Source organism: Stenotrophomonas maltophilia (assembly GCF_004920835.1).
In the GTDB taxonomy this organism is placed as follows: Bacteria; Pseudomonadota; Gammaproteobacteria; order Xanthomonadales; family Xanthomonadaceae; genus Stenotrophomonas; species Stenotrophomonas maltophilia_AQ.
The window spans coordinates 1-22,887 of the sequence record NZ_QFHO01000025.1; the positions used below are offsets into that span (position 1 = coordinate 1).

A 22,887-nucleotide genomic window follows, 5' to 3' on the forward strand; every position below is an offset into this window, starting at 1 on the left:
CCCCTCGCCCCCTGACCATCGCGCTGTGCCTGGCCCTGGCCTCCCCGTGCCTGCTGCCGGCCGCCGCCCATGCACAGGACACTGCAGCCGCCATTCGCTGGCAGATCCCGGCTGGCCCGCTCGACCAGGCCCTGACCGCATTCGGCCAGCAGTCGGGCCTGTCCATCGCTGCCGATTCGCGCCTGACCCGCGGCCGCCACAGCAAAGGCGTGCAGACCACGCTCGGCACGGACGCCGCATTGGCGCAGATGCTGGCCGGCACCGGCCTGGCCTTCCAGCGTGATGCCAGCGGCGTGGTGCTGCAGGCGGCGCCTGCCGCTGAAGCCGGCGTACGCCAGATCGGCACCCTGCGCGTGGCCGGCCAGGCCAGCGAAGGCGCTTCGCCGTGGGGGCTCGCCGATGCCGATGCGGTCTACCGCGACAGCGGCTCGCGCGTGCATCTGGACCGCCAGCAGCTGGAACGCTTCCGCGGCCAGTCGATCGGCGACGTGCTTGCCGGTGCGGTGGGCGTGCACACCGCTGACATTCGCAACGGCGGTGCGCTGGACGTCAACATCCGTGGCCTGCAAGGCCAGAACCGGGTGCCGGTGATCATCGACGGCGGCCAGCAGGCCATCGATGTTTATCGCGGCTACGCCGGCGTGCAGCAGCGCAGCTACCTCGACCCGGACCTGATCAGCGCGATCAGCATCGAGAAGGGGCCAAGCCTGGCCGCCAACGCCGCCAGCGCGATCGGCGGGGTGGTCTACATGGAAACATTAAACGTCGATGACATCCTCGATGATGGCCAGACCTGGGGCCTGCGCGTGCGCGGCGGCGTGGCCGACAACAGCATCGACCGCACCCGCACCTTCAAGCAGATCGCGCGTGGCAGCGACAACCGCAACAGCCTGCGCGACCCGCGCGACTGGAATGGCAGCGCGGCGTTCGCCCAGCGCGGCGAAGACTGGCAGCTGGTCGTGGCCTATGCGCGGCGCCGCCAAGGCAACTTCTTCGCCGGCAGCAACGGTGCGCATCGCTATGACAACCAGCACCTGTCCAGCGGCGGCACCGGCATGTCCAGCCAGGCGGTGTCCAAGCTCTTCCATCCGGGCGATGAAGTGCTCAACACGCATACCGACAACGAATCGGCGTTGCTGAAATTCACCTGGACACCCAACCCCGACCAGCGCCTGGAGCTGAGCCACCGCTACTTCAATTCGAGTTTCGGCGAGATCATGCCGTCGGCGATCGGACGCGTGGGTGAGTCCAACGAATGGGTGACCTACGTGGACAAGGCCAACACCATGTTCCAGTTCGAGCCGGGGAAAATGCGGGTCAATGCCACCTCGCTGCGCCACCGCTACCGGCCCGAGGCACATCCGTGGCTGGACCTGAGCAGCACGCTGTGGCTCACCACCGCCACCAGCCGCATGTTCAACAGCAACATCGCCAACACGCCGCTGTTCAAGGATGTGCCCTCGGACCAGATGCCCGACACGCTGGGCGAGACCTACGGCCCGGGCCTGCAGTCGGACGTGAAGACCCAGCGTTGGGGCGTGGACAGCAGCAACACCACTCGCTTCAGCAACAGCCTGGGCGATTGGACGCTGCGCTATGGCGCCGCCTTCCAGCATGAAGACACCGCGCCGAATTCGCCGGTGCTGCCGGTGGATTTCAACAACAACCGCTACCTGCGGTCGGGCACGCGCCGCGAAGCCAGCGTCGTCGCCTCGCTGCAGTGGCAGCCGTGGGACTGGCTGTCGCTGACTGCCGGCGGCCGCTTCACCGACTACCGCACCCGCGACCGCAACCGCGTCGCCTTCGTCAGCGAATCGCGTGACCTGCGCTACACCTTCGCGCGCCTGAGCAAGGGCGGCCAGCTGCTGCCGGGCTGGTACAAGGAGTGGTACCCGGATGCCCAGGGCAACTACACCTATGACTCGCTGCGCGCCACGCCCTATGGCGACAGCACGCTGGGCCAGGCCTACGATTTCGACGGATTCATTCCTGATCCGCGCGGCGCCAACGGTTTCTATACCAAGCAGATTCCCACCGCCTGGGGCTACAAGCCGGCGATCCGCCGTTCCGGCCACGGCTTCGCGCCGTATGCAGAGGCGCGCTTCAACCTCGACCAGGACATGTTCTTCTACGTGAAGTACGCGCAGGGCTGGAAGATGCCCAGCCTGTTCGAGTCGACGCTGGGCAACAGCACCTCGGCACCGGTGGCCGACCTGAAGCCGGAGAAGAACCGCTCGTGGGACATCGGCTTCAGCCTGCTCAAGCAGGACCTGTGGCGCGACGGTGACCGCCTGGCGTTCAAGGTGGCGTGGTTCAAGAACGATATCGACAACGCCATCACCCGCCGCTTCGATTCCAGCGACTGGGCCTTCTACGTCGACAACGTCGACAACTACACAGTGTCCGGTTACGAGCTGCAGTCCGGCTATGACGCCGGCATCGCCTACCTGGACCTGTCGGCCAGCTACTACCAGCGCGCGCGCACCTGCGATGCGGCTACCGCCAAGCGCCTGCGCGAAGGTCCGTATGCGAAGTGGAGCAAGCTGGACGCCACCCCGGACTGCGTGGACGGCGGCTTCGGCACCTCGTTCGTCAACGCGCAGAATCCGCCGAAATACTCGATCCACAGCACGCTGGGCTTCCGCCTGTTCGACCGCCGCCTGGATACCGGCATCCGCCGCACCTACAACAGCGGCCCCACCCATGAACTGGACAAGCCCTGGAACACCACCGGTTCGACCGGCCTGCAGAACATCTACCTGCCGACCGCGATCTATGACTTCTATGCGCGCTGGCAGTTCACCCCGCGCAGCGAAGTGGAGCTGGTGGTCAGCAACCTGCGTAACACCTACTACATGGACACGCTGGCGATGAGCCTGATGCCGGGCCCGGGCCGCACCACGCGGCTGAACTTCACCGCACGTTTTTAACTGCTACAGAAACAGCAACGCCCCGGAGCTATCCTCCCCGGGGCGCTTGCTTGCGGCGGCTCACGTTCTGGCAGGTACCAACCTGGGTTGGCACAGCGACGCGTTACTTCGCGTTACTTCGCGGTACTCAGCAGCAGCACCGCGACGGTGACCAATGCGATGCCGACCCAACCGATTGGACGCAGGCGGTTGCCGAACAACAGGCGGCCGCAGGTGGCGGTACCGATCACGCCGATCGCTCCCCACATTGCATAGGCGGTGGCCAGGTCCATGTAGCGCACCGCCTGGCCGAGCAGGGCGAAGGCGATCCAGACGAGGACGATCGCACCGACGCCCCAGCGCCAACGACGGAAACCTTCCGACTTGGCGACCATCATGTTGGCGGCGACGTCGATCAGCGCAGAACAGATCACGAAAAACAGGGCCAGGGTGTTCATCAGTGCGCCTCCCCGAGGGTGACGCAGACGATGCCGACCACTGCCAGCACCAGGCCGGCCAGCTGCTGCAGCGACAGGCTTTCACCGAAGACGGTGAGGCCGACCACGGTCAGCAGGGTCAGGCCGAGGCCTTCCCACACTGCGTAGGCCACGCCCACGGCGATGCGGCGCACCGATTGCGCGAGGAAGAAGTAGGACAGCGCCAGCGCGCCGGCCATGATCAGATAACCGGTCCAGCCGCCATCGCGGGCGGCATGGGCCATGAACGAGGTGCCGACCACTTCGGCGATGATCGCCACGGTCAGGCAGGCCCAGGCGACCAGCGCGCCACGGGCGGGAACAGTACGGGACATGTGAAACTCCTTGGCGGGCGGGGACCGCGCCGCCTTTTCAATAGATCCACGCCGTGCGTGGAGGGTCCGGAACGCCCCGCAGACGGGGGCGATGGAAGCCAGTATCATCGCTTTTTACGGTGGTATCAAAATAGATCCCATCGACAGGAGCGATGGATCAATGCCCTACTCCCCTGAATCCCTGCAGGCTTTCGTGGAAGCCGCAGCCCTGGGCTCGTTCTCGGCAGCGGCGCGACGCCTGCGCAAGACCCAGTCAACGGTCAGCACCGCCATCGCCCACCTGGAGGCCGATCTGGGCGTGAGCCTGTTCGATCGCAGCGGGCGCTACCCGCAGCTGACCGAGGCCGGGCGCCAGGTACTTGGGCACGCGCAGGAAATCCTGGCTGCCGATGCCCGCCTGCAACAGTTGAGCGTGCGCCTGGCCGCGCCGGTCGAGCCGCGCCTGACCGTGGTGTTCTCCGATGTCTACCAGCTCGATCCCGAGCAGCGGATCCTGCAGCGCTTCGCCGAAGCCTTCCCGGAGATCGAGCTGGAATGGCTGGATGCCGAGGGCGAGGATGTGCTGGATCTGGTCGGCAGTGGTCGCGCCGGGCTGGGCCTGCTGCCCAGGCAGGAACGCTATCCCGATGGGCTGGTGGCCCGACCGTTGGCGCACCACAGCGAGGTGTCAGTGTACGTAGCGCGCGAGCACCCACTGGCCAGCGCCGGCCGTCGCACCGCCGCACAACTGGCGCGGCATAGACAGGTGCGCCTGAGCGCGGAAGTCGACCAATCCCGCGTGGTCACCGGCCTGGCCTGGACCGCCACCGACTACCTGATGGTGATGGAGATGGCCGAGGACGGCCTCGGCTGGGCCGAGCTGCCGCGGGCGCTGGTGCAGCGCTATGACCGTGGCCGGCTGGTGGAACTGGTGCTGCCCGGCTGGCCACGGCGCATCCACAGCGACCTGCTGTGGCGCCGTGATACGCCGCCGGGACCGGCCGCACTATGGTGGGCCGACGCATTGGGGTGAGGTAGTGCCGGCCGCTGGCCGGCAATCCCAGTGTCCCGTGGTTGCTCGCCAGCGGCCGGCACTAGCGATCAACGATGGGCGAGCGCGTAATCCAGCGCCGAGCACACCGCTGCCACCTGCGCGTCATTGCACTGCTGCGGGGTCGCCCGCGGGCTGTCCGGGTAGACCTCGGTGGTGGTGGTGTACTTCGCGCCAGTGATGCCTGCACACAACGCCAGCTTCACCAGCGGGTACTCGATCACGCCGTGCGCCACCACCGCTGAACCGATGATCTCGCCCTTGTCGTCGGCCGGCGCGATGTGGGTGACCTTCTCCACCGCAGCGATCACCGCCTGCTGGAAGGCCGCCTGCGGGTTCTCGCTGTCGTCCACCAGGTAGAAGCCATCGGGAATCAAGCCCGGCTCGAACGGCTTGCCGTCACGCGCGGCCAGCGCCGGGCGGAACTCGCTTTCGTCGCTGTCGGTGGTCTCGTGCAGGTCGATGTGCAGCACGAACTGACCCTTGATCGGTGCGATCAGCTCGATCAACGCGGTCGACTCGCGGGCCGGGCCGTCGACACGGAAGTTGCGGTTCGGATCGATCGCATCGAAGTTCCAGCGGTTGATGCGCTCGAAGCCCCACGGATTCACGCACGGCGCCACCAGCAGGTTGGCCTTGCCGGCGTAGTCGGCGGCGTGCTTTTCGAGGAATTCCAGCGCGCCCATCACGCCGCTGGTCTCGTAGCCGTGCACGCCACCGGTGACCAGGGCAGCCGGCAGCGCCGGGTTCCAGTCGCGGCTGCGCAGGGCGAACAGGGTGTAGGTCTCGCCAGCGTAGTCGAGCTGGCCATAGGCCACCTTGTCAAAGCGCGAGGCCAGCGCCTCGATGCGCGGCAGCACCTCCTCGTCATAGCGACGCAGGCGCTGCTGGCGGCCACGCCACAGCTCCCGTTCCGCCGCTCCCCACGGCTGGCCAGGGGTTCCGACGGGATAGAAAGCGGCTTGGGACATGGCGGATCTCAGCGAGTCAGGAAGCAATCAGACACTCTATCACCGGGGCCTCGGCATGAACTGCAGACGCATTCCAATAGCGAATGGAATCAGCAATAATTCTCATTTACGACCTTCCACAGCCCGCACCGATGCCCATCCACGCCCTGCAACCGGCCCGCCTGCCCCTGGCCGCAGCCCTCGCCCTGTGCCTGCTCCCGGCCACCCACGCCTTCGCCCAGGACGGCGCCACCACGCTGGACAGCATCCAGGTCTCCGGCAGCTGGCTGGGCACCGGCCTGCATGACAGCGTCAAGAGCTTTGCCGGCGCACGCACGGTGGTCGACCGCCAGCGCATCGAGGCCAGTGGCGCGGCCAGCATCGGCGATGCCATGCGCCGCATCCCGGGCGTGCAGGTCACCGACAACTCCGGCACTGCCGGCAGCTCGGTGTCGCTGAACATCGGCGTGCGTGGCCTGACCGGCCGCTACTCGCCGCGCTCGACCGTACTGCTCGATGGCGTGCCGCTGGCGGTGGCGCCGTATGGCCAGCCACAGCTGTCGTTCGCACCGACCAGCCTGTCCAACATCGAATCGATCGACGTGGTGCGCGGTGGCGGCGCGGTGCGCTATGGCCCGCAGAACGTGGGCGGCATCATCAACTTCAGCACCCGCGCCATTCCCACCGAGGCCGGCCTGCACGGCGAAGCCGGCATGCGCTACACCGCCTACGACCACGGCGGCGGCGACAGCACCCAATACAACGCCTTCCTCGGCGGCACCGGCGACAACGGCTTGGGCGCGGCCCTGCTGTACTCCGGCCAGGACGGCCGTGGCTGGCGCCGGGGCAGCGATGACCGCTTCAACGACCTGGCGCTGAAGTTCGCCTATGCCATCGACGAACAGCAGGAACTGCGCGCCAAGCTCTCCTACTACGATGTTCGCTCGCTCACCCCGGGCGGCCTGACCCGCGCGCAGTACGAAGCCGATCCGTTCCAGAACACGCGCCCCACCGATTTCTGGAAAGGCCACCGCACCGGCATCGACCTGGGCTACACCAACACGCTGTCGGCCAACAGCGAGTTCGAGGTGTTGGCCTATTACAACGAAAGCACCCGCGCCAGCTCGCTGATCAACGCCGCCAATACCCAGCTGACCGTGCAGCCGCGCGATTACCGTGTGCTCGGCATCGAGCCGCGCTATACCCAGCGCCTGCACTGGGGCGCCAGCGTGCACGACATCACCGCCGGCTACCGCTTCCTGCGTGAGCGCGGCAACGACCGCAGCTACACCGTCACCCGCCGTACCGGCGTGGCCAGCGCCACCAACCGTTTCGACAACGCCACCGACGCACATGCCTTCTACATCGACGACCGCATCGCGATCGGCCAGTGGCGGATCACCCCGGGCGTGCGCATGGAGTGGATCGACATGGACCGCCGCCAGGCCGGGGGTGCGGCGACCTTCAGCAGCCGCAACGACAAGGCCCTGCCTTCGCTCAACATCGCCTACCTGCTGACCCCGCAGCTGACCGTGTTCGGAAACTACACCACCTCGTTCGGGCCGGTGCAGAACATCCAGCTCAATTCGCAGACCGCCAGCAACCCGCTGAACCCGGAAATCGCCAGGACCACCGAACTCGGTGCGCGCTGGCAGGACGGTGCGCTGCGCGCGGAAGTGACCGTGTTCAAGATGCGCTTCGACAACCAGATCCTGCAGGTACCAGGGATCACCCCGCCGACGTTCCAGAACATCGGCGCCACCGACCACAAGGGCGTGGAGAGCGCGCTGGAGTACCGCTTCGCCGAGGACAGCGCTCTGGCCGGGCTGGAGCTGTATGCCAACTACACCTGGACCAAGGCGATCCAGCAGTCCGGTGACAACCGCGGCCTGGACGTGCCGTTCTACTCGCGCGACACCGACAGCGTCGGCGCCCGTTACGCGCTGGCCGGCTGGACCTTCAATGTCTCCAGCACCCACCAGAGCGGCCAGTTCTCCGACGCCGCCAACACCTGGGCCGAGAGCGCCGATGCGCGCGTGGGCCGCGTGCCGGGCGTGCGCCTGTGGAACGCGCAGGTGGCCTGGCAGGTGCCGGGACTGGGTGACAGCGAGATCGCGCTGGGCGTGAACAACCTGGCCGACAAGCGCTGGTATACCCGCAACGTCGATGGCAACGCCGGTCGCATGGTGGCCGCGCCGCGCACGTTCTACGTGCAGGGCCGCTACCGCTTCTGAGCCGGTAACCGCCCGATGCAGTGACGGTGGCGATCACGGTGGCGGCGTATCATGCCGCCACCATGTCACCGTCTGCTTTGCCATCGCGCCTGCATCTGGCCTTCCAGGGCCTGCGCCTGCGGCTGCGCGGCAGCGACCTGTGGTTCATCGCGCTGGCCCTGCTGGTCGGCCTGATCGCCGGCTACCTGACCCTGCTGCAGTCCGGCATCGCGCGCTGGCTGCAGGGCACCCTGTACGGGCTGGACGAAGGCATGCGCCTGAGCTCCCTGCCCTCGCTGACCTGGACTGCGCTGCTGGTACTGCCGCTGGGTGGCCTGCTGGTGGGGCTGGTCAGCCTGGCCGCGACCCGGCTCAAGCGGCCCCTGCTTGATGCGGTGGAAGCCAACGCCCTGCATGGCGGCCGCATGTCGATGCGCGACAACCTGATCGTGCTGACGCAGACTCTGCTGTCCAACGGCTGTGGTGCCTCGGTCGGACTGGAAGCGTCGTACACGCAGATGGGCGCTGGCAGCGGCTCGCAGCTGGGCCGGGTGATGCGCCTGCGCCGCAACGACGTGCGCATCCTGGTCGGGGCCGGTGCCGCCGGTGCCATCGCCGCCGCCTTTGGTGCGCCGCTGGCCGGCGCGTTCTATGCCTTCGAGATCGTCATCGGCGCCTACACCCCGGCCGCGCTGGCCCCAGTGGCGGTCGCTGCATTGGCTGGCGCATTCGTCGCCGACCAGGCCGGCATCGAGGCCTACCTGCTGCCTGCCGCCTCGACGATTGATGTCCGCGCCGCCGACTACGCCATCTACGGCCTGCTCGGCTGCTGCTGCGCCATGGTCGGCATCGCGGTGATGCGGCTGATCGCTTCGATCGAAGGCACGGTCAAGCGCAGTCCGTTGCCGCTGTGGGGCCGGCCGGTGGTCGGTGGCCTGCTGCTGATCCCGCTGGCGCTGGCCAGCCCACAGGTGCTGTCGTCCGGCCATGGCGCGCTGCATCTGGACCTGACCACGCACCTGCCACTGATCTGGATCGGCGGCCTGCTGACGCTGAAGTGCCTTGCCTCGGGCATCTCGCTCGGGTTCGGCTTCCGCGGCGGCCTGTTCTTCGCCTCGCTGTTCATGGGCACCCTGGTCGGCGCCCTGTTCGCCGGCCTGCTCGCCATGGCCACCGGCGTGCCGGTGATCGACGCCACCTCGGCCGCGCTGGCCGGCATGGCCGCACTGGCCGCTGCGGTGGTCGGCGCACCGATGACCATGGCCATGCTGGTGCTGGAAGGCACCCACGACTTCCTGCTGACCAGCGTGGTGATGAGCGCGGTGCTGGTCTCCAGCACGCTGGTGCGGCAGTGGTTCGGATATTCGTTCTCGACCTGGCGCATGCACCTGCGCGGCGAGACCATCAAAAGCGCGCGCGACGTGGGCTGGGTGCAGAACCTCAACGCCGGCCGGCTGATGCGCAAGGGCGTGGCCACCGCGCCAGCCGACCTCGACGCCGCCGCCTTCCGCCAGCGCTTCCCGCTGGGCTCGGGCAGCCGGGTGATCCTGATCGACAGCGAAGGCCACTACGCCGGCATCGTGCAGATTCCGCGCGTGTACGGCGACGGCGTGAAGCCGGAAACCATAATCGTCGAGCTGGCCGAGAACCGTGACGTGTCACTGTCACCGACCGCAGACGTGGTCAGCGTGATGCAGCGCTTCGACCAGACCCAGGCCGACGAGCTGGCCGTGGTCGGCGCCGACGGCCAGGTGCTGGGCGTGGTTTCCGAAGCCTTCGTGCGCAAGCGCTACGCCGAGGAACTGGACAAGCGCCAGCGCGAACTGATGGGCGAGCGGGTCGAGGACACCGACTGATCTTCAAAAAAGGGACGGAGGGGATCAAGTCGTTTCTGGCACATCTGGATATCCACGCGTTGGCGTGGAAAGACTGTCACTTCGGCGGGGTAGACTGCGGCCATGCGCTTCATTGAAACCTTCCAGGCCGGTCCCTTCGCCGACACCGTGGTCAGCCTGCTGGCCGCCTTCGTGCTCGGCACGCTGATCGGCGCCGAGCGCCAGTACCGGCAACGCACGGCCGGCCTGCGTACCAACGTGCTGGTAGCTGTCGGCGCGGCTGCCTTCGTCGACCTGGGCATGCGCATCGCCGGCAGTGCCGAGGCGGTGCGGGTGATCTCCTACGTGGTCTCCGGGGTCGGCTTCCTCGGTGCCGGCGTGATCATGAAGGAAGGCATGAACGTGCGCGGGCTGAACACCGCTGCCACGTTGTGGTGCTCGGCGGCGGTCGGCAGCTGCACCGGTGCGGACATGTTGGCCGAGGGCGTCCTGCTGACCGTGCTGATCATCGCCGGCAATACCCTGTTGCGGCCGCTGGTCAATGCGATCAACCGCATCCCGATCAACGAGACCGCCACCGAGGCCACCTATGAGGTGCGCCTGAGCGTGGATGCAGAAGCCGTGCCGCGCGTGCGCGAGCGCCTGGTCGATGCGCTGGAAGCTGCGCAGTATCCGGTCGGTGATGTGCAGGTGGTCGAGCATGCCGATGCGCCCACCGATGTGATCGCGGTGCTGGTCAGTACCGCCGTGAGTGCCGATGAGCTGGACGTGGTGCTGGCACGGATGGAACAGGTACCGGGCGTGCTGCATGCCACCTGGGAAGTCAGTACCCGCGATTGAGCGGGCACGGGCAACTCACCCACCCGCCAGGCGCTGCTGGGCCCGCAACAACTTCCGGAATGAACCGCACTGGCGTGCATCCTGCGCTTCCGGGCAGGCCGCAGCGCGTTGCAGGTGCCGACGCACCCGCTGCAGCTGGCTGATCTGCTGCTGCAGTACCTCGGCCTGCGCCAGCAGGGCCTCACGATCCAGCGTGATGCATCCACGCTGAGGTGGCAGCGACACCCCGATCTGCTGCAGTGACAGCCCGGCCGCCTGACCGAGACCGATCAGCGCCAGCCGTTCCAGCACCTGCTCGTCGTACTGCCGGCGCAGGCCACGGCGGCCCAGCGACTGCAACAGCCCGAGCTGTTCGTAGTAACGCAGGGTCGAGGCCGGCACGCCACTGCGCTTGACCACTTCGCCGATATCCAGTTCACGCATGGGCTTGACCTCAAGTCGCCTTCAAGCATCAACCTATGGGCAACTTCCCGGCAGGACAAGGCCATGGCCAGCACATCCCCCGTTGATCAGAATGCGCTCTGGAATGGCCCCGGTGGCCAGATCTGGGTCGCCCAGCAGGCCATCCTCGATGGCCTGTTCCAGCCGATGGCCGACCTGCTGGTGGCCGAACTTCCGGAAACCGTCACGCAACTGCTCGATATCGGCTGTGGCACCGGCGCCAGCCTGCTGGCCGCCGCAGCGGCTCGCCCTGCCGCGCGCAGCACCGGCCTGGACATCTCCGCGCCGATGGCGGCTCTGGCCCGGCAGCGCGCAGAAACGGCGGGACTGGACGCGGACTTCATCGTCGCCGACGCGCAGCGGCATCCGCTGCCCTCCGCGCACTTCGACTGGATCCAGTCGCGGCTGGGCGTGATGTTCTTCGAGGACAGCCAGGCCGCCTTCGCCAACCTGCATCGTGCCGCAACGCCAGGCGCGGGCCTGCGTTTCATCGCCTGGCGCAGTGCCGACGAGAACCCGTTCATGACCACGGCCGAACGCGCCATTGGTGATGAACTCGAGCTGCCACCCCGTGCGCCTGGCTCGCCGGGCCAGTTCGCCTTTGCCGATGGTGACCGGGTACAGCGGCTTCTGCAGGCGGCCGGCTGGAAGGACGTCGAAGTGGTTGCGGTCGACCTGCCCTGTTCGATCGCCCGCGACGAGCTGCCGACCTATGTCGGCCAACTTGGCCCGCTGGGACTGGCCCTGCGTGCGATGCCGGAAGACCGCGCCGACGCACTTCGAAGCAAGGCGCTGGCCGCGTTCGCCCCCTTCATCGAAGGCGACCGGGTACGCGTAGATGCCGCCTTCTGGCTGGTCCGCGCCCGCGCCTAGAGATAGGGGACGGAGGGGATTAAGTCCTTCTTGCCCCTGCGGTGCCGGAAACGACTTAATCCCCTCCGTCCCCTTTTCCTTCTACAGCGCCTCGCCGGCGTCGGCCAGGCGTGATTCGATCAAGGAATACCACTGCTGCAGAACGTCGATGAGCATGTCCAGCTCGGCGTCGGTGCGTTGGGCGCGGCCACTGCGCAGGCAGGCCTGGGCTTCCTGCAGCTGGGCGAGGAAGCCGGCCACGGTATCGGCCTGCAGGATCAACCCCGGCAGGCGACGCCCGGGAATGCGCACCACGGCATGGTTGCCGAGCTGGCCATACACACTGAGTGTGGTTTCCGTCTTCATGGAAAGAGGCAGGAATTGGGCGTTCATCGTGCACCGTATGCAAACCTGAGCCGCCGGCAGGCGGGGACAACGGGGGAGACGTGGCCACGTCCTGCCGGCGGTCAGGGGGGACTCGGGATGCCGGGGCCCTGCCCCGGCGCAGGATTCTCAGCGTGGCTGTGCCACACCCGCGATCTGCACGCGGCGGTTCGGGGCCAGGCACGCGATCAGCTCGCGACGATTGCGCTGGTCGCACTGCACGACCGGCTCCGCCGCGCCACGTCCTTCGGCACTGATGCTGGCAGCCGGCACTCCACCCTGCACAAGCGCCATGCGCACCGCTTCGGCACGTCGCTGCGACAGCGTCTGGTTGTAGCTGGCACTGCCAATGCGATCGGTGTAGCCGGTCACCCGGATCGACTGCACCTGGCTGGCTTCGCGCACCTGTGCCAGCACGCCCTGCACTGCTTGCTGCCCCTCGGCGCTGAGCATCGCGCTGTCGAAACCGAACAGCGCGTCGGCGGACAAGCGCAGCGGCTGCTCCGGCAACGGCGCCGGTGCGGGCGGGGCCGGCGGCCGCGGCGGCTCCAGCACCGCCGCACATGATTCAGGTTTCCAGTAGCCGCCCTGGGCGATGCCCTTGTTGTCGAATCGCACCTGGAACTGGCAGGTGAAATACTCCGCGCCCTGCGCAGTGCGGAAGTTGAACAGGTAGTTCCACTCGCGCACGCCCCACATGCCTTCGTTGAAGTGCGGCGTACCCAGCAACGTGTACAACTGGCGCTTGCTCATGCCCGGTGCGAAACGGCGCAGGTCGGCGACGTCGGGATAGATCCCTTCCTTCAGCGAGGCCTTCGAGGCCTCCGGGAATTGCACGGCGGTGGCTTCGGCAGGACCCTCGGCGGCCGGCGCATGGCTGCGGCAGGCGGCCAGCAGGCCCATCCCCAGGATCAGGCCCAGCGTGGCGGCCAGCTGGCCGCTGCGGGCGATGCGATGCTGTTTCATGTCATTCCCCCTATGGACGTTTCCGCGATGCCGGGCCGCGGTTGCGGCCCGGCGGCGGGGATCACCACTGGATGCCGGCACCGACGGCCACACCGGCCTCGCCACGGCTGTTGGTCGAACCGCTGAACTTGTAGATCCAGCGACCACCTTCCGAGACACCGGAGATACCGACCGCAACACCGGATTCGCCGTTGTAGCTGCCGGCCGCGACCGAGGCCATGCTGCGACCCGCCTCACTGGGCTGCGGCAGTGCTGCGGTGGCCATCGCCGAGGCGATACCGGCCGAGGCGCGGTTGTCGGTCTTGCGCAGGTCACGCTCGAAGCCGCCCATGCGCTCGTCGGTGTAGGCCTTCGACCAGTCCAGGGTCTGCGCCATGCCCGACTTCAGCTGGTCGACATTGACTGCGTCGGTACCGGCGGTGCCGGCGGCGACGTTGCGCACCGTGGTCGGCCCGCTGTTGGTGTTGCCCAGCGTGACGCTGTTGTAGTTGGTCGCGCCGTTCACCGTGGTGTCGTAGCGGATCGTACCCTGCTGCGAGGCCTGGAGCTGACGCACGTTGACCGCATCGGTGGCCTGCGAGCCATCGGCCACGTTGACCACCTGGCGTTCGGCACCGCTGGCCCCCACCGAAACGGTGTTGGCCCGGTTCGCCACCGAACCCGCACCCAGTGCCACCGAGTTGTCGGCCTGTGCCTGCGAACCATTGCCGAGCGCGGTGGAGTTGGCACCGGCAGCGGTGGAGCCTGCGCCACCTGCGGCCGAGTTGGCACCGCTGGCGGACGGATCGGCCAGGTTGTTGGTGTTGTTGGCGCGGAAGCTGCCGGCCACGTTGGTGATGTTCTGGATCTTCTGGTCGGTGTACTTCTTCGATTCGTCGATGGCGTAGTTCACGCCGTTCTTCAGCTGGCCGACATTGGTTGCGTCGTACGTATCGGAACCGTCGGCGACATGGGTGATCTTGCGCTCGCTGCCGGTGCTGCCGACCGACACTTCACCGGCCGAGTTGCTGGCGCCCGTCTGGCCGTAGGCACCGGTGTAGCCACTCTGTGCACCGACGCTGGCCACCGAGCCGGCACCCAGGGCGACACTGTTGCCGGCACTGGCGCTGGCACCGTTGCCGACCGCTACGCTGTTGGCGCCCGCTGCACTGGCCTGCGGGCCGACTGCCACCGCTTCCGCACCTGCTGCCGTAGCGGCCGCTGCGGTCGAGTTCACCGCCAGGTAGGCGCTGCCGCCGCCGTTGGTGATGCGCTGGTTGAGGACCTTCAGCGAGCCGTCCACTGCGGTGAATGCGGCGGTGACATTGTTGTAGTCGCCGCTGGTGAAGGTCCCGTCGGTGGCGATGCTGGAGATGCTGAACTTCGGCGCGGTCCACACGTTGGTGGTGCCGTTGTAGGCGGTGGTGCCACCGAAGTAGTTGGCGACGGTGCTGTTCGTGCTGAACAGCTGGTCGCCGGTGATGGCATCACTGCTGCCGGCCAGGATGCTGCCGGCGGCGACGTTGGTGATCTTTACCGTGCCGGTGCCGGTACCCGTCAGCGTCACGCTGTTGAGCACGTTGCCACTGCCATCGACGTCGTACTTCACGGCAAGCTTGTCGATCTCATCGGTCTGGTCGGCAACATTGGCCAGCGAGTTGCTGACCGCGTCGAAGGCGGTGCCGACGTCGTTGTAGCTGCCCTTGGTCACGGTGCCGTTGGCGGCGACGTTGTTGATCGAGTAGGTCGGTGCAGTCAGCACGCCGCTGGCGTTGACCGCTGCGCCACCACCGAGGTGGGTAGCCACGGCCTGGTTGGCAGCGAACAGCTGGGCACCGTTGATGGCCTCGCTGCTGGTGGCACTGACCTGGCCCGGCCCGAGGTTGCGCAGCGTGGTGGCGGTGCCGGCCTGGCCCAGCGTGGCGCTGGCATAGTTGACGCTGCCGTCGCCGTTGAGGTCATAGCGCAGGGCTCCCTGCTCCGATGCCTGCAGCTGGCCGACGTTCACCGCATCGGTGGCGGCTGTACCCGCGGCCAGGTTGGTGACCTGGCGCTCGGCTCCGGCCGCGCCGATCGACACCGAGTTGGCACGGTCGGCCAGGCTGCCGGCGCCCACCGCGATGCTGTTGGCGGCGGTGGCGCGGGCATTGGTGCCGACGGCGATCGAGTCGGTGCCGCTGGCCAGGGCTTCGGTGCCGGTCGAGTTCACCCGCAGGTACTTGGTGCCGCCGTTGCGGATGTCGGTGATCTGCGTGTTGAGGTTGACCAGCGAGCCGTCCACCGCGGCGAATGCATCGGTGGCGTTCTCATACAAGCCCTTGGCAATGGCGCCGCCGGTGGAGATGGTGCTGATCTCGAACAGTGGTGCAGTGAAGGCACCACTGGCCGGATCGAAGGCCGCGCGACCACCGAAGAAGCCGGCGATGGCGGCGTTGGTCGCCGCAAGCTGGCCGCCATTGACCGCTTCCAGGCTGCCGGCAGTGACCGCACCAGCGGCCAGGTTGCCGATGGTGGTGGTGCCGGTGCCGGCACCGAGCGTGACCCGGCGATAGTTCGGATTGCCGGCACCGTCCAGGTCGTAGGTCACCGCAGCGGCCGCCACATCATCGATCAGGCTGATCGCGCCCTTCAACTGCGCCACGTTGACCGCATCAGTGTTGACGCTACCGGCGGCGACGTTGGTGATCTGCCGTTCGCCGCCACCGGCGGTGCCCACCGACACTTCACCGGCCGAAACCTGCGGAGCGGTGAGCCCGTACGCGCTGTAGCTGGCCTGGGCGCCGCGCAGCGCGGCCGAGCGGTAGCCCAGTGCGACCGAGTTCGCCTGGTTCGAGGTGGCCTCGGCACCGATCAGGGTCTGCCCGTTGGCCGTGCCCACCGCACTGTCGCCGACGATCACCGAATGACCCATGCGTGCCGCGTAGTCAGCGGTCGGCACACCGGTCGGGTTGCTCGGATCATTGGTGCCGGCACCCGGGAAGGCCACGTTGGCATCGACCTTCGGCAGCTCGTGGCGGGCATTGGCGCCGATCACCACCTCCTTCGAGCCGTTGGCGAAGGCGCCGTCGCCCATCAGCACCTGGTAGTCCTGCGCCGCATTGACTGCCCAGCACGAGATGTCGGCCAGGGCGATATCCAGGCACTTGGCCGCCCACGCCGGCGAATCCTTCGGCAGCAGCAGGCCAAGCAGGCCGCCGGGGTTGCCGTTGTTGATGTTGTAGATGTAGCTGTCGGAGGTGACGCCACCAATCAGGGTCAGGTGCGAGCTGCCGCCGGTAACGGCGCCACCCAGGCCATTGAGGGTGCTGCCGACCGGCGACAGGTTGACCAACGGCAGGCCGAGCACGTTGACCGTCGAGTAGGTCTGCATCACGTTGGCGTTGCTGAGCTTGAGGTTGCCGTTGCTCAGGTAGCCGTTGCCACCGAACAGGCTGGTGGTGGTCGGGCCGATCAGCTGGCCGACGTTGCCAACCAGGCCGCCGGTGCCGATGATCAAACCCGCATTCGGGTCGGCCGGTGCCGGCGCCTTCGGACTGGCCGGCGGAATCGCCGAGGGCTTGGTCAGGCCGAGGCCGCTCAGCGTGCCACCGACCAGGCCACCCACGGCACTGCCGAGATTGCCGATGGTGCCATTGAGGTTGCCGTTGAGCAGGTTGCCCACGGCACCGCCGACGTTGCCCAACGTGTTGCCCAGCAGGCCGCCGAGGCCACCGGTGCTGCCGCCGGTCGCGCCGTTGAGCACACCGCCAACGGTACTGCCCACCGCGCCAACCGTGTTGTTGAGCGTACCGCCCACTGCGCCGCCCACCGCACCCACCGCGCCAGCGGCGCCGTTGACGGTTCCACCAACCGCGCCGACGGCACCGTTGAGCGTGCCGCCCACCGTACTGCCGACAGAACCAACAGTGCCGTTGAGCGCACCGCCGACTGCTCCACCAACGGAGCCAACCGTGCCGTTCAGTGCGCCACCCACGGCACTACCGACTGCGCCGACGGTACCGACCGCTCCGTTGAGCGTGCCACCCACCGCGCTGCCAACAGTGCCAACGGTGCCGTTCAGTGCGCCACCCACGGCACTACCGACTGCGCCGACGGTACCGACCGCTCCGTTGAGCGTGCCGCCCACCGCGCTGCCAACAGTGCCAACGGTGCCGTTGAGCGCACCGCCCACGGCACCACCGACTGCGCCGACGGTACCGACCGCGCCGTTGAGCGTGCCGCCCACCGCGCTGCCGACCGTGCCAACGGTGCCGTTCAGTGCACCGCCCACGGCACCACCGACTGCACCGACGGTGCCGACCGCGCCGTTGAGCGTGCCGCCCACCGCGCCACCGACAGTGCCAACGGTGCCGTTCAGTGCGCCACCCACGGCACTACCGACTGCACCGACTGTACCGACCGCGCCGTTGAGCGTGCCGCCCACCGCACTACCCGCGGAGCCGACCACGCCGCCCACCAGGCCACCCACACCCAGCGCACTGTTCTGTGCCGCGACCGTTGCCTGGCCGGCCAGCTTCAGATTGCGGTCGGCCACCACTTCCTGCCCATCCGGCGCCTGCAGGCGCACGTTGCCGGCGACGCCGGTATCAAAGGCTGCAGTAATCGCACGGTCATGGGTTTCGCCCGGCAGCTCTTCCTTGGCCGGCAGCGTGACCGCTGCTGTCGCTTTGACCTGGCCTTGGCCATTGATCTGGTGCCCAGCCAGCTTCAGCTGCGAATCGACCTTGCCATCGACCGAGGTCTTCAGCCCAGGCAACGAACCCGCCGAGGTACTGCTGATGCCGGCCGCCGCCGTGGCGCCGGTATCGATCGAGGCCACCTGCGCACCGGCGACGCCAACGTTGGTTTTCGCCCGCGCATCCGCAGCCACGCCGAGCGGCGCATGCGCGGACGGCGCAACCTGTGCCGCCAACGATGCATCAACCTTCGCTGCATTGGAGGTTGCATGACCCAGCCCGATATTAGCGCGGACATCGGCAGCCAGCGCCGGAACAGCAACCTGCTTCGGCGTGGTGTTCGCCGCCAGATTCACCTGCACGCTGGCCGGCAACACATCGCGCACCACCGGCAGCGAGGCAGTGCTCAGCTGCAGGCCGACACGTGCATCGGCGCTGATCGCAGGGCTGCTCTGCGCCTGGCGCGAGGCGGCGGCCAATGCCACTTCGGCATCGACCTTCACCGGCATCGGCTGCGCATACTTCGCGGCCAATGCCTGCAGGTCGCGCAGCGATTGATTGGTTTCTGATGCTCCTGCGTGGCCGCTGGCCAGCGCACACAGCAGTGCCAGCGCTAGCACAGAGGGCATCAGCAGGACACTGCGCGGATCGCGCGCGGCACCGCCGCCGCTATCGCCGGTGGCCAGTTCCGAGGCCACAACCAGAGCATTGAGCTGGCGGTTCCATACACGCCGGTAGATGCGGTTCATGAGCATTTCCCCCGTAGGCGAACAACTGGAATGTCAGTGGACTTGCCGTTAGGCAGGTGACTGACATTTCAGCGCTTGCAACGGTGGCTGCGCACTTCATTCCGGCACGGCAATCGCGCATTCCGGCAAATCCACGGTCGGAATCGGCAGCCGGTTATGCAGAAGCGGCAACCATATCGGCAAGCGGATATGCAATTCCGGCAGAAACGACGGGGAAACCCTTGTGCCGTCAGGGTCAGGCCGGCTGGCCGATCTGCGCCGGTGCGCGCATCAAGGTATCGCGCGGCAGTTCGCCGAAGACCTTGCGGTAATTGTCGGCGAAGCGCGACAGGTCCCACAGGCCGCAGCTGAGCGCGATGGCCTTCACCGAGCGACGGCTGGAATCGGCCATCGACAGGCTGCGGCAGGCCGCGCACAAGCGCAGCATCGACAGGTAACGATTGGGCGAGGTACCGAACAGGTCCTCGAAGGCATAGCGCAGGCCGCGCTCGCTGACGCCGGCCGCATCACAGATTTCATTCATGTAGATATTGCGGCGCAGGTTGAGCCGCATGAAGTTCTCCGCACGCTGCGCAATCAGATAGTGCGTCCGGCGCGCACGGCTGCATCCCGGGCGGTCTGCCGCACCGGCGCCCAGCAGGGCCTGCACGTGCCCATGCAGAAGGCGTTCGGTTTCATCCGGCTGCAGTGCAATGCCCTGCCCCAACTGCTGGTGCAGTTGCTGGTAATGCCCCGCCAGCGGCGCTGAATCACTGGCCAGGTTGAACAAGGACAGCGCCTGGCCTGCGGGCGGCGTGCTGCGCAGGCTCAGCTCGGTCAGCTTGCGCTGCACGCGTACCACCGGCACCAGCATCAGGGTCATATGGGTGCCGGGGCTCAGCGTGAACTCACTGATACCCTCGGGCATCACGGTCAACGCCATTCCCGGCGTGAGTGGCACTCCGTGGCACCAGCTCAGCGTTTCATCGGTGGCGTGGATATACCCCAGCATCGCCCAGTCCGGCGGCAGCATGAAGCGCCCACGGCAATGGAAACCACAGCTGATGCTGCAGAACAGGGCCTCCTCGTGCACGCGCGAAGCGAAGGCCGCCCGTGGCCCGTTGCCATCGAGCAGAAGCAATTCGACATCACACACACGAAGCACGCCGCTCAGCGTCGCCAGGTCGATCGACCGCAGGCCGCTGTCGTCACTGTCTCCTACCCCACCATCGACCATGACAGTGTCGTCCCCCCGTTGATCCGTCATGCGATGCGGCCCCCACTGCCTGACAGGGCGCACACCGTTACAGGAACCGCTGCCGTTGCCGGGAGAGGAACGGCCAATGCCGCACAGCCCACCCGGAAAAACTCCATAGCTTGAATGCGAGTATGCCCGATAATCTTCGCGGGTAAACCCACGGAATGGATTGAAGAAAACCGATACACAAGTGAAGGGTTTGTTGTCGTGTTTGGCACGGTTTTCGCATGCGATAGATTCGAGGAATCACATTATCTGCACGTGGATGAACCGTTTTGCCCGCGAACGGATATTCGTCACAGAAACAATCTGAAAGTTTAAGGTCCGAGTGTTTTCTGCCGAATTTGCATATAGGTTCCGGTTGCAGCGGGCCGCCATTCAGGCAAAGTCGATATCAAGGTGATCCGGTCCTTCATAGAGAGGCCGCATCCAGGGGGAACGCATGAACATGCACGCATCGCACGATACTTCGACCACCGGCCTGGCGCCGTGCGGTCGTAGCCGCGCGGTCGGCGCCCTCCCTGGAAACGATCACCCTGCTTGAGCACAGTGGGCCCGTCCCGCTATGCCTCCTCCGCCAGGATCGGCGGAGGTCCACGGACGATCCCGGCGGAGCCGGGCCACCGCCCAACGCAGGTGTCCTGTTGTAGACAGGTAGAGGGAGACAAACGTCATGAACGCATCGATCCGCAGGTTCCTGAAGGAAGAAGACGGCGTTACCGCACTCGAGTACGGGCTGCTGGCCGCTGTGATTGCCGGCATCCTGATCGCGGTCGGCAACAAGGAGATCAAGGGGTTCTTCGAGACGCTGTTCAAGAATCTCTCTGATCTTGCTACCAAGGCATCAGGCTCCACGCCCGCAACCTGAGCGGCGCTCCAGGTTGGACCAGGGACAGCAACTGCCTACCGTCCACTGACGGACAATGGAGTGTGCGATGACACTGCTGGGACTGTTGGCCATCGGCGTGTGCCTGCGGATCGCGATCAGCGACCTGTATGCCCGCCGGGTGCCCAACACCTGGCTGCTGTCGGCGTGCGCGATCACGGTTGTCCTGATCATCGCCGGCCAGTTCAACGCGCCGCGCCTGCCGTGGGGTTCCCACGTCGCCGGCGCGGCGCTGGGCCTGGTAGCGCTGCTGCCGTTCCATGCAGTGCGCTGGATGGGCGCGGGCGACGTCAAGTTCTTCTCGGTACTGGGCCTGATGCTGGGCTGGCAGGCATTGCTGCCGATCTGGATCGCGGCCAGCCTCGCTGCCGGTGCCCATGCGGCGATCGTCCTGGTGTCGCGCCGACTGAGTTCATTGTTGCCGTTCGGGCTGCAGGCCCAGGTAGACCGCGCCAGTTCGCACTGGCAATCACATCCTGCACTCCGTGACATGCAGAGCGCCCGGCAGGGACGCCACGGCATTCCCTATGCAGCCTACCTGGCGATTTCCGCCATCGGCTGGATCCTCATCAGCGCCTACGGAGGTGTGTCATGAACTCCCGCAGCCCCCGCCGGCAGCGTGGCGTCGCCAGCATCGAGTTCGCGTTGATGCTGATGCTTGGACTGTTGCCGCTGCTGATGTTCACCTTTTCTGGCGTGATGATCATGGCTGCGCAGCAGACCCTGGCCACCGCCTCGGCCGAGGGTGCGCGCGCATCGTTGCGCTATGGCAATGCCAATGAGCGCCGTACAGCAGCATGTGTCGCGGCGCGCAACTCGATGCAATGGCTGTTGAAGTTCTCGGCGCAGACCGTCGACTGCAGCAATGGCGGCAGCAACGCCGTGGTGGTGTCGCCGCAGGCGCCCTGCGCGGGCTTGGCCACGGCCCAGTGCATGACCGTGACCGTCAGCTACGACTACGCCAGCCATCCCTTCCTGCCCGGCACCGCCACGCTCTACAAGTGGGTGATGCAGGCCCCCATCCGCAGCGTCGCGGTCGCACAGCTCGACCTCGGCAGCGGTAACTGACGATCGGTACAGGAGACGGTTTCATGCTCAAGTTGACCCGCATCGCCGCCGTTGCCCTGATCGGGCTGGCCGTGCTGCTGGCCCTGGTCGCCTTCATGATCGGGCGCAAGCCCGACGCCCCGGCCTCAGCGGCTCCGGTCGCGCAGAGCGAGGCCCAGACGTTCACGGTGGTGGAAGCGGTGGCGCGCCTGCCGGCCGGCGAACCGATCACCGCCAACGGGCTGCGCCTTGCGCAGCGCACCGCGCCGGTCGCCGGTGCCGCCACCAGCATCGCTACCGTCGTCGGCAAGGTGCCGGTGCAGGATATCGCCGAAGGCACCGCCATCAGCAGCAGCGCACTGGCGCAGGGATTCTCGCTGCAGCTGCGCCCGGGCGAGCGCGCCCTTGCGGTGCCGGTCGATGAACTGGTCGGCGCTGGCAACCGCATCCTGCCCGGCGACTTCGTCGACGTCTTCCTCAACCTGCGCAATGCCCAGCCCAACGCCAGCGGCCCGGGCGAGGCTGCACAGACGCGCCTGCTGCTGTCCCGCCTGCGCGTACTCAGCTATGGCCAGCAGGATATTGCCCCGGCCACCAGCGATGCTGTCGCCAGCAACGACGGCGACAACCGCAACGACCCGCGTGCCGCCGACATCACCGGAAGCGGCAGCAGCCACACCACGGGCAACGAAGCCACCCAACCGGCACGCAGTGCGGTGCTGGCAGTCCCGGTGGCCGATGCCAATCGCCTGCTGCTGGGTGCGCAGCAGGGCAAGCTGTTCCTGGCCCTGCGCAATCCGGCTGATACCGGCCTGCCCGACCTCGCCCTGTTCCCGCAGTCGCGCGGGGTGATCGATCCGTTGCGCGGCCTGGATGCGGAACAGCAGCTTGCGCTGCAACGACCGGAGAACCATGCCTTCGCCGGCATCGATGACGATGCGCTGGCTGGCCGCGGCACCGCTCCGGCGCGCGCCAATCCACAGGCGCCGGCACGCGCACCTGCGACGCGCCACAGGACCCAGCGCGCGCCTGGCATCGAAATCATCCGCGGGGACAGCTCTGCTCCCCGTGGTTCCCTTTGA

The 22,887-nt window shown here is 67.2% G+C and carries 18 protein-coding genes; 10 read left to right on the top strand and 8 right to left on the bottom strand.

What is annotated here, in order from left to right; translation table 11 throughout:
* A partial coding sequence (locus tag DI041_RS15980) for a TonB-dependent receptor (protein WP_136638068.1) occupies positions 1-2,930 on the top strand: 2,930 nt, incomplete at its 5' end.
* A gap of 113 nt (positions 2,931-3,043) precedes the next feature.
* Here the strand turns inward: DI041_RS15980 and DI041_RS15985 are convergent.
* The gene (locus DI041_RS15985) at positions 3,044-3,367 is read right to left on the bottom strand and encodes a DMT family transporter (RefSeq protein WP_136638069.1); all 324 of its coding nucleotides are present in this window, start codon (positions 3,365-3,367) and stop codon (positions 3,044-3,046) included.
* Positions 3,367-3,720, bottom strand: coding sequence for an SMR family transporter (locus DI041_RS15990; protein ID WP_136638070.1), 354 nt, complete (start codon positions 3,718-3,720; stop codon positions 3,367-3,369). The genes DI041_RS15985 and DI041_RS15990 overlap by 1 nt, the downstream gene beginning before the upstream one ends.
* 160 nt (positions 3,721-3,880) lie before the next feature.
* Between DI041_RS15990 and DI041_RS15995 the strand changes: the two genes are divergently transcribed.
* On the top strand, positions 3,881-4,732 hold the full coding sequence (locus DI041_RS15995; RefSeq protein ID WP_136638071.1) for a LysR family transcriptional regulator: 852 nt from the start codon (positions 3,881-3,883) through the stop codon (positions 4,730-4,732).
* A 68-nt stretch (positions 4,733-4,800) separates the two neighbouring features.
* Here DI041_RS15995 and DI041_RS16000 read toward each other — a convergent pair whose 3' ends face one another.
* Positions 4,801-5,721: a M14 family metallopeptidase gene (locus DI041_RS16000; RefSeq protein ID WP_136638072.1), complete on the bottom strand. Its 921-nt coding sequence runs from the start codon at positions 5,719-5,721 to the stop codon at positions 4,801-4,803.
* 131 nt (positions 5,722-5,852) lie between these two features.
* Here DI041_RS16000 and DI041_RS16005 point away from each other — a divergent pair, with 131 nt between their 5' ends.
* From DI041_RS16005 to DI041_RS16015, 3 genes are all read left to right on the top strand, one after another.
* Complete coding sequence (locus DI041_RS16005; protein WP_136638073.1) at positions 5,853-7,934, top strand: TonB-dependent receptor family protein; 2,082 nt, start codon at positions 5,853-5,855, stop codon at positions 7,932-7,934.
* Between the two features lie 62 nt (positions 7,935-7,996).
* Positions 7,997-9,769, top strand: coding sequence for a chloride channel protein (locus DI041_RS16010; protein WP_046986989.1), 1,773 nt, complete (start codon positions 7,997-7,999; stop codon positions 9,767-9,769).
* A 102-nt stretch (positions 9,770-9,871) separates the two neighbouring features.
* On the top strand, positions 9,872-10,588 hold the full coding sequence (locus DI041_RS16015) for an MgtC/SapB family protein (RefSeq protein ID WP_046986984.1): 717 nt from the start codon (positions 9,872-9,874) through the stop codon (positions 10,586-10,588).
* Between the two features lie 15 nt (positions 10,589-10,603).
* Here DI041_RS16015 and DI041_RS16020 read toward each other — a convergent pair whose 3' ends face one another.
* A complete protein-coding gene (locus DI041_RS16020) occupies positions 10,604-11,011 on the bottom strand; it encodes a MerR family transcriptional regulator (RefSeq protein ID WP_046986985.1) in 408 nt (135 codons plus the stop codon).
* A gap of 63 nt (positions 11,012-11,074) precedes the next feature.
* Between DI041_RS16020 and DI041_RS16025 the strand changes: the two genes are divergently transcribed.
* Entirely contained in the window at positions 11,075-11,902 is an 828-nt protein-coding gene (locus DI041_RS16025; RefSeq protein ID WP_136638075.1) for a class I SAM-dependent methyltransferase, read from the top strand.
* 81 nt (positions 11,903-11,983) lie between these two features.
* Here the strand turns inward: DI041_RS16025 and DI041_RS16030 are convergent, their stop codons facing one another.
* The 4 genes from DI041_RS16030 to DI041_RS16045 form a co-directional block, all read right to left on the bottom strand.
* Positions 11,984-12,247: a DUF6959 family protein gene (locus tag DI041_RS16030; RefSeq protein WP_248298412.1), complete on the bottom strand. Its 264-nt coding sequence runs from the start codon at positions 12,245-12,247 to the stop codon at positions 11,984-11,986.
* Positions 12,248-12,394: 147 nt separating this feature from the next.
* Positions 12,395-13,231 carry an OmpA family protein gene (locus DI041_RS16035; protein ID WP_136638077.1) on the bottom strand — a complete coding sequence of 279 codons (837 nt, stop codon included), beginning with the start codon at positions 13,229-13,231 and terminating at the stop codon, positions 12,395-12,397.
* Positions 13,232-13,292: 61 nt separating this feature from the next.
* Positions 13,293-18,635 (bottom strand): ESPR-type extended signal peptide-containing protein, encoded by a 5,343-nt coding sequence (locus DI041_RS16040; RefSeq protein ID WP_136638078.1) that lies wholly within the window; start codon positions 18,633-18,635, stop codon positions 13,293-13,295.
* Between the two features lie 235 nt (positions 18,636-18,870).
* Positions 18,871-19,851, bottom strand: a complete 981-nt coding sequence (locus tag DI041_RS16045) for an AraC family transcriptional regulator (RefSeq protein ID WP_136638079.1) — start codon at positions 19,849-19,851, stop codon at positions 18,871-18,873.
* Positions 19,852-20,545: 694 nt separating this feature from the next.
* On the opposite strand from DI041_RS16045, the gene DI041_RS16050 reads away from it, so the two are divergent.
* The 4 genes from DI041_RS16050 (at position 20,546) to cpaB (ending at position 22,887) form a co-directional block, all read left to right on the top strand.
* The gene (locus DI041_RS16050; RefSeq protein WP_136638080.1) at positions 20,546-20,740 is read left to right on the top strand and encodes a Flp family type IVb pilin; all 195 of its coding nucleotides are present in this window, start codon (positions 20,546-20,548) and stop codon (positions 20,738-20,740) included.
* Between the two features lie 67 nt (positions 20,741-20,807).
* Positions 20,808-21,353, top strand: a complete 546-nt coding sequence (locus DI041_RS16055; protein WP_136638081.1) for an A24 family peptidase — start codon at positions 20,808-20,810, stop codon at positions 21,351-21,353.
* Positions 21,350-21,826, top strand: a complete 477-nt coding sequence (locus DI041_RS16060; RefSeq protein WP_136638082.1) for a TadE/TadG family type IV pilus assembly protein — start codon at positions 21,350-21,352, stop codon at positions 21,824-21,826. Before DI041_RS16055 ends, DI041_RS16060 begins: the two co-directional genes overlap by 4 nt.
* 23 nt (positions 21,827-21,849) lie before the next feature.
* On the top strand, positions 21,850-22,887 hold the full coding sequence (cpaB, locus tag DI041_RS16065) for a Flp pilus assembly protein CpaB (RefSeq protein WP_136638083.1): 1,038 nt from the start codon (positions 21,850-21,852) through the stop codon (positions 22,885-22,887).

Bases quoted from the DNA above. Each gene is read 5' to 3' on its own strand.
- DI041_RS16030 (WP_248298412.1), bottom strand. From the start codon at position 12,247: ATGAAGACGGAAACCACACTCAGTGTGTATGGCCAGCTCGGCAACCAT.
- DI041_RS15985 (WP_136638069.1), bottom strand. From the start codon at position 3,367: ATGAACACCCTGGCCCTGTTTTTCGTGATCTGTTCTGCGCTGATCGAC.
- DI041_RS16025 (WP_136638075.1), top strand. From the start codon at position 11,075: ATGGCCAGCACATCCCCCGTTGATCAGAATGCGCTCTGGAATGGCCCC.
- DI041_RS16020 (WP_046986985.1), bottom strand. From the start codon at position 11,011: ATGCGTGAACTGGATATCGGCGAAGTGGTCAAGCGCAGTGGCGTGCCG.
- DI041_RS16040 (WP_136638078.1), bottom strand. From the start codon at position 18,635: ATGAACCGCATCTACCGGCGTGTATGGAACCGCCAGCTCAATGCTCTG.
- DI041_RS16045 (WP_136638079.1), bottom strand. From the start codon at position 19,851: ATGGTCGATGGTGGGGTAGGAGACAGTGACGACAGCGGCCTGCGGTCG.
- DI041_RS16055 (WP_136638081.1), top strand. From the start codon at position 20,808: ATGACACTGCTGGGACTGTTGGCCATCGGCGTGTGCCTGCGGATCGCG.
- DI041_RS15995 (WP_136638071.1), top strand. From the start codon at position 3,881: ATGCCCTACTCCCCTGAATCCCTGCAGGCTTTCGTGGAAGCCGCAGCC.
- DI041_RS16060 (WP_136638082.1), top strand. From the start codon at position 21,350: ATGAACTCCCGCAGCCCCCGCCGGCAGCGTGGCGTCGCCAGCATCGAG.
- DI041_RS16005 (WP_136638073.1), top strand. From the start codon at position 5,853: ATGCCCATCCACGCCCTGCAACCGGCCCGCCTGCCCCTGGCCGCAGCC.
- cpaB (WP_136638083.1), top strand. From the start codon at position 21,850: ATGCTCAAGTTGACCCGCATCGCCGCCGTTGCCCTGATCGGGCTGGCC.
- DI041_RS16000 (WP_136638072.1), bottom strand. From the start codon at position 5,721: ATGTCCCAAGCCGCTTTCTATCCCGTCGGAACCCCTGGCCAGCCGTGG.
- DI041_RS15990 (WP_136638070.1), bottom strand. From the start codon at position 3,720: ATGTCCCGTACTGTTCCCGCCCGTGGCGCGCTGGTCGCCTGGGCCTGC.
- DI041_RS16050 (WP_136638080.1), top strand. From the start codon at position 20,546: ATGAACGCATCGATCCGCAGGTTCCTGAAGGAAGAAGACGGCGTTACC.
- DI041_RS16015 (WP_046986984.1), top strand. From the start codon at position 9,872: ATGCGCTTCATTGAAACCTTCCAGGCCGGTCCCTTCGCCGACACCGTG.
- DI041_RS16035 (WP_136638077.1), bottom strand. From the start codon at position 13,231: ATGAAACAGCATCGCATCGCCCGCAGCGGCCAGCTGGCCGCCACGCTG.
- DI041_RS16010 (WP_046986989.1), top strand. From the start codon at position 7,997: ATGTCACCGTCTGCTTTGCCATCGCGCCTGCATCTGGCCTTCCAGGGC.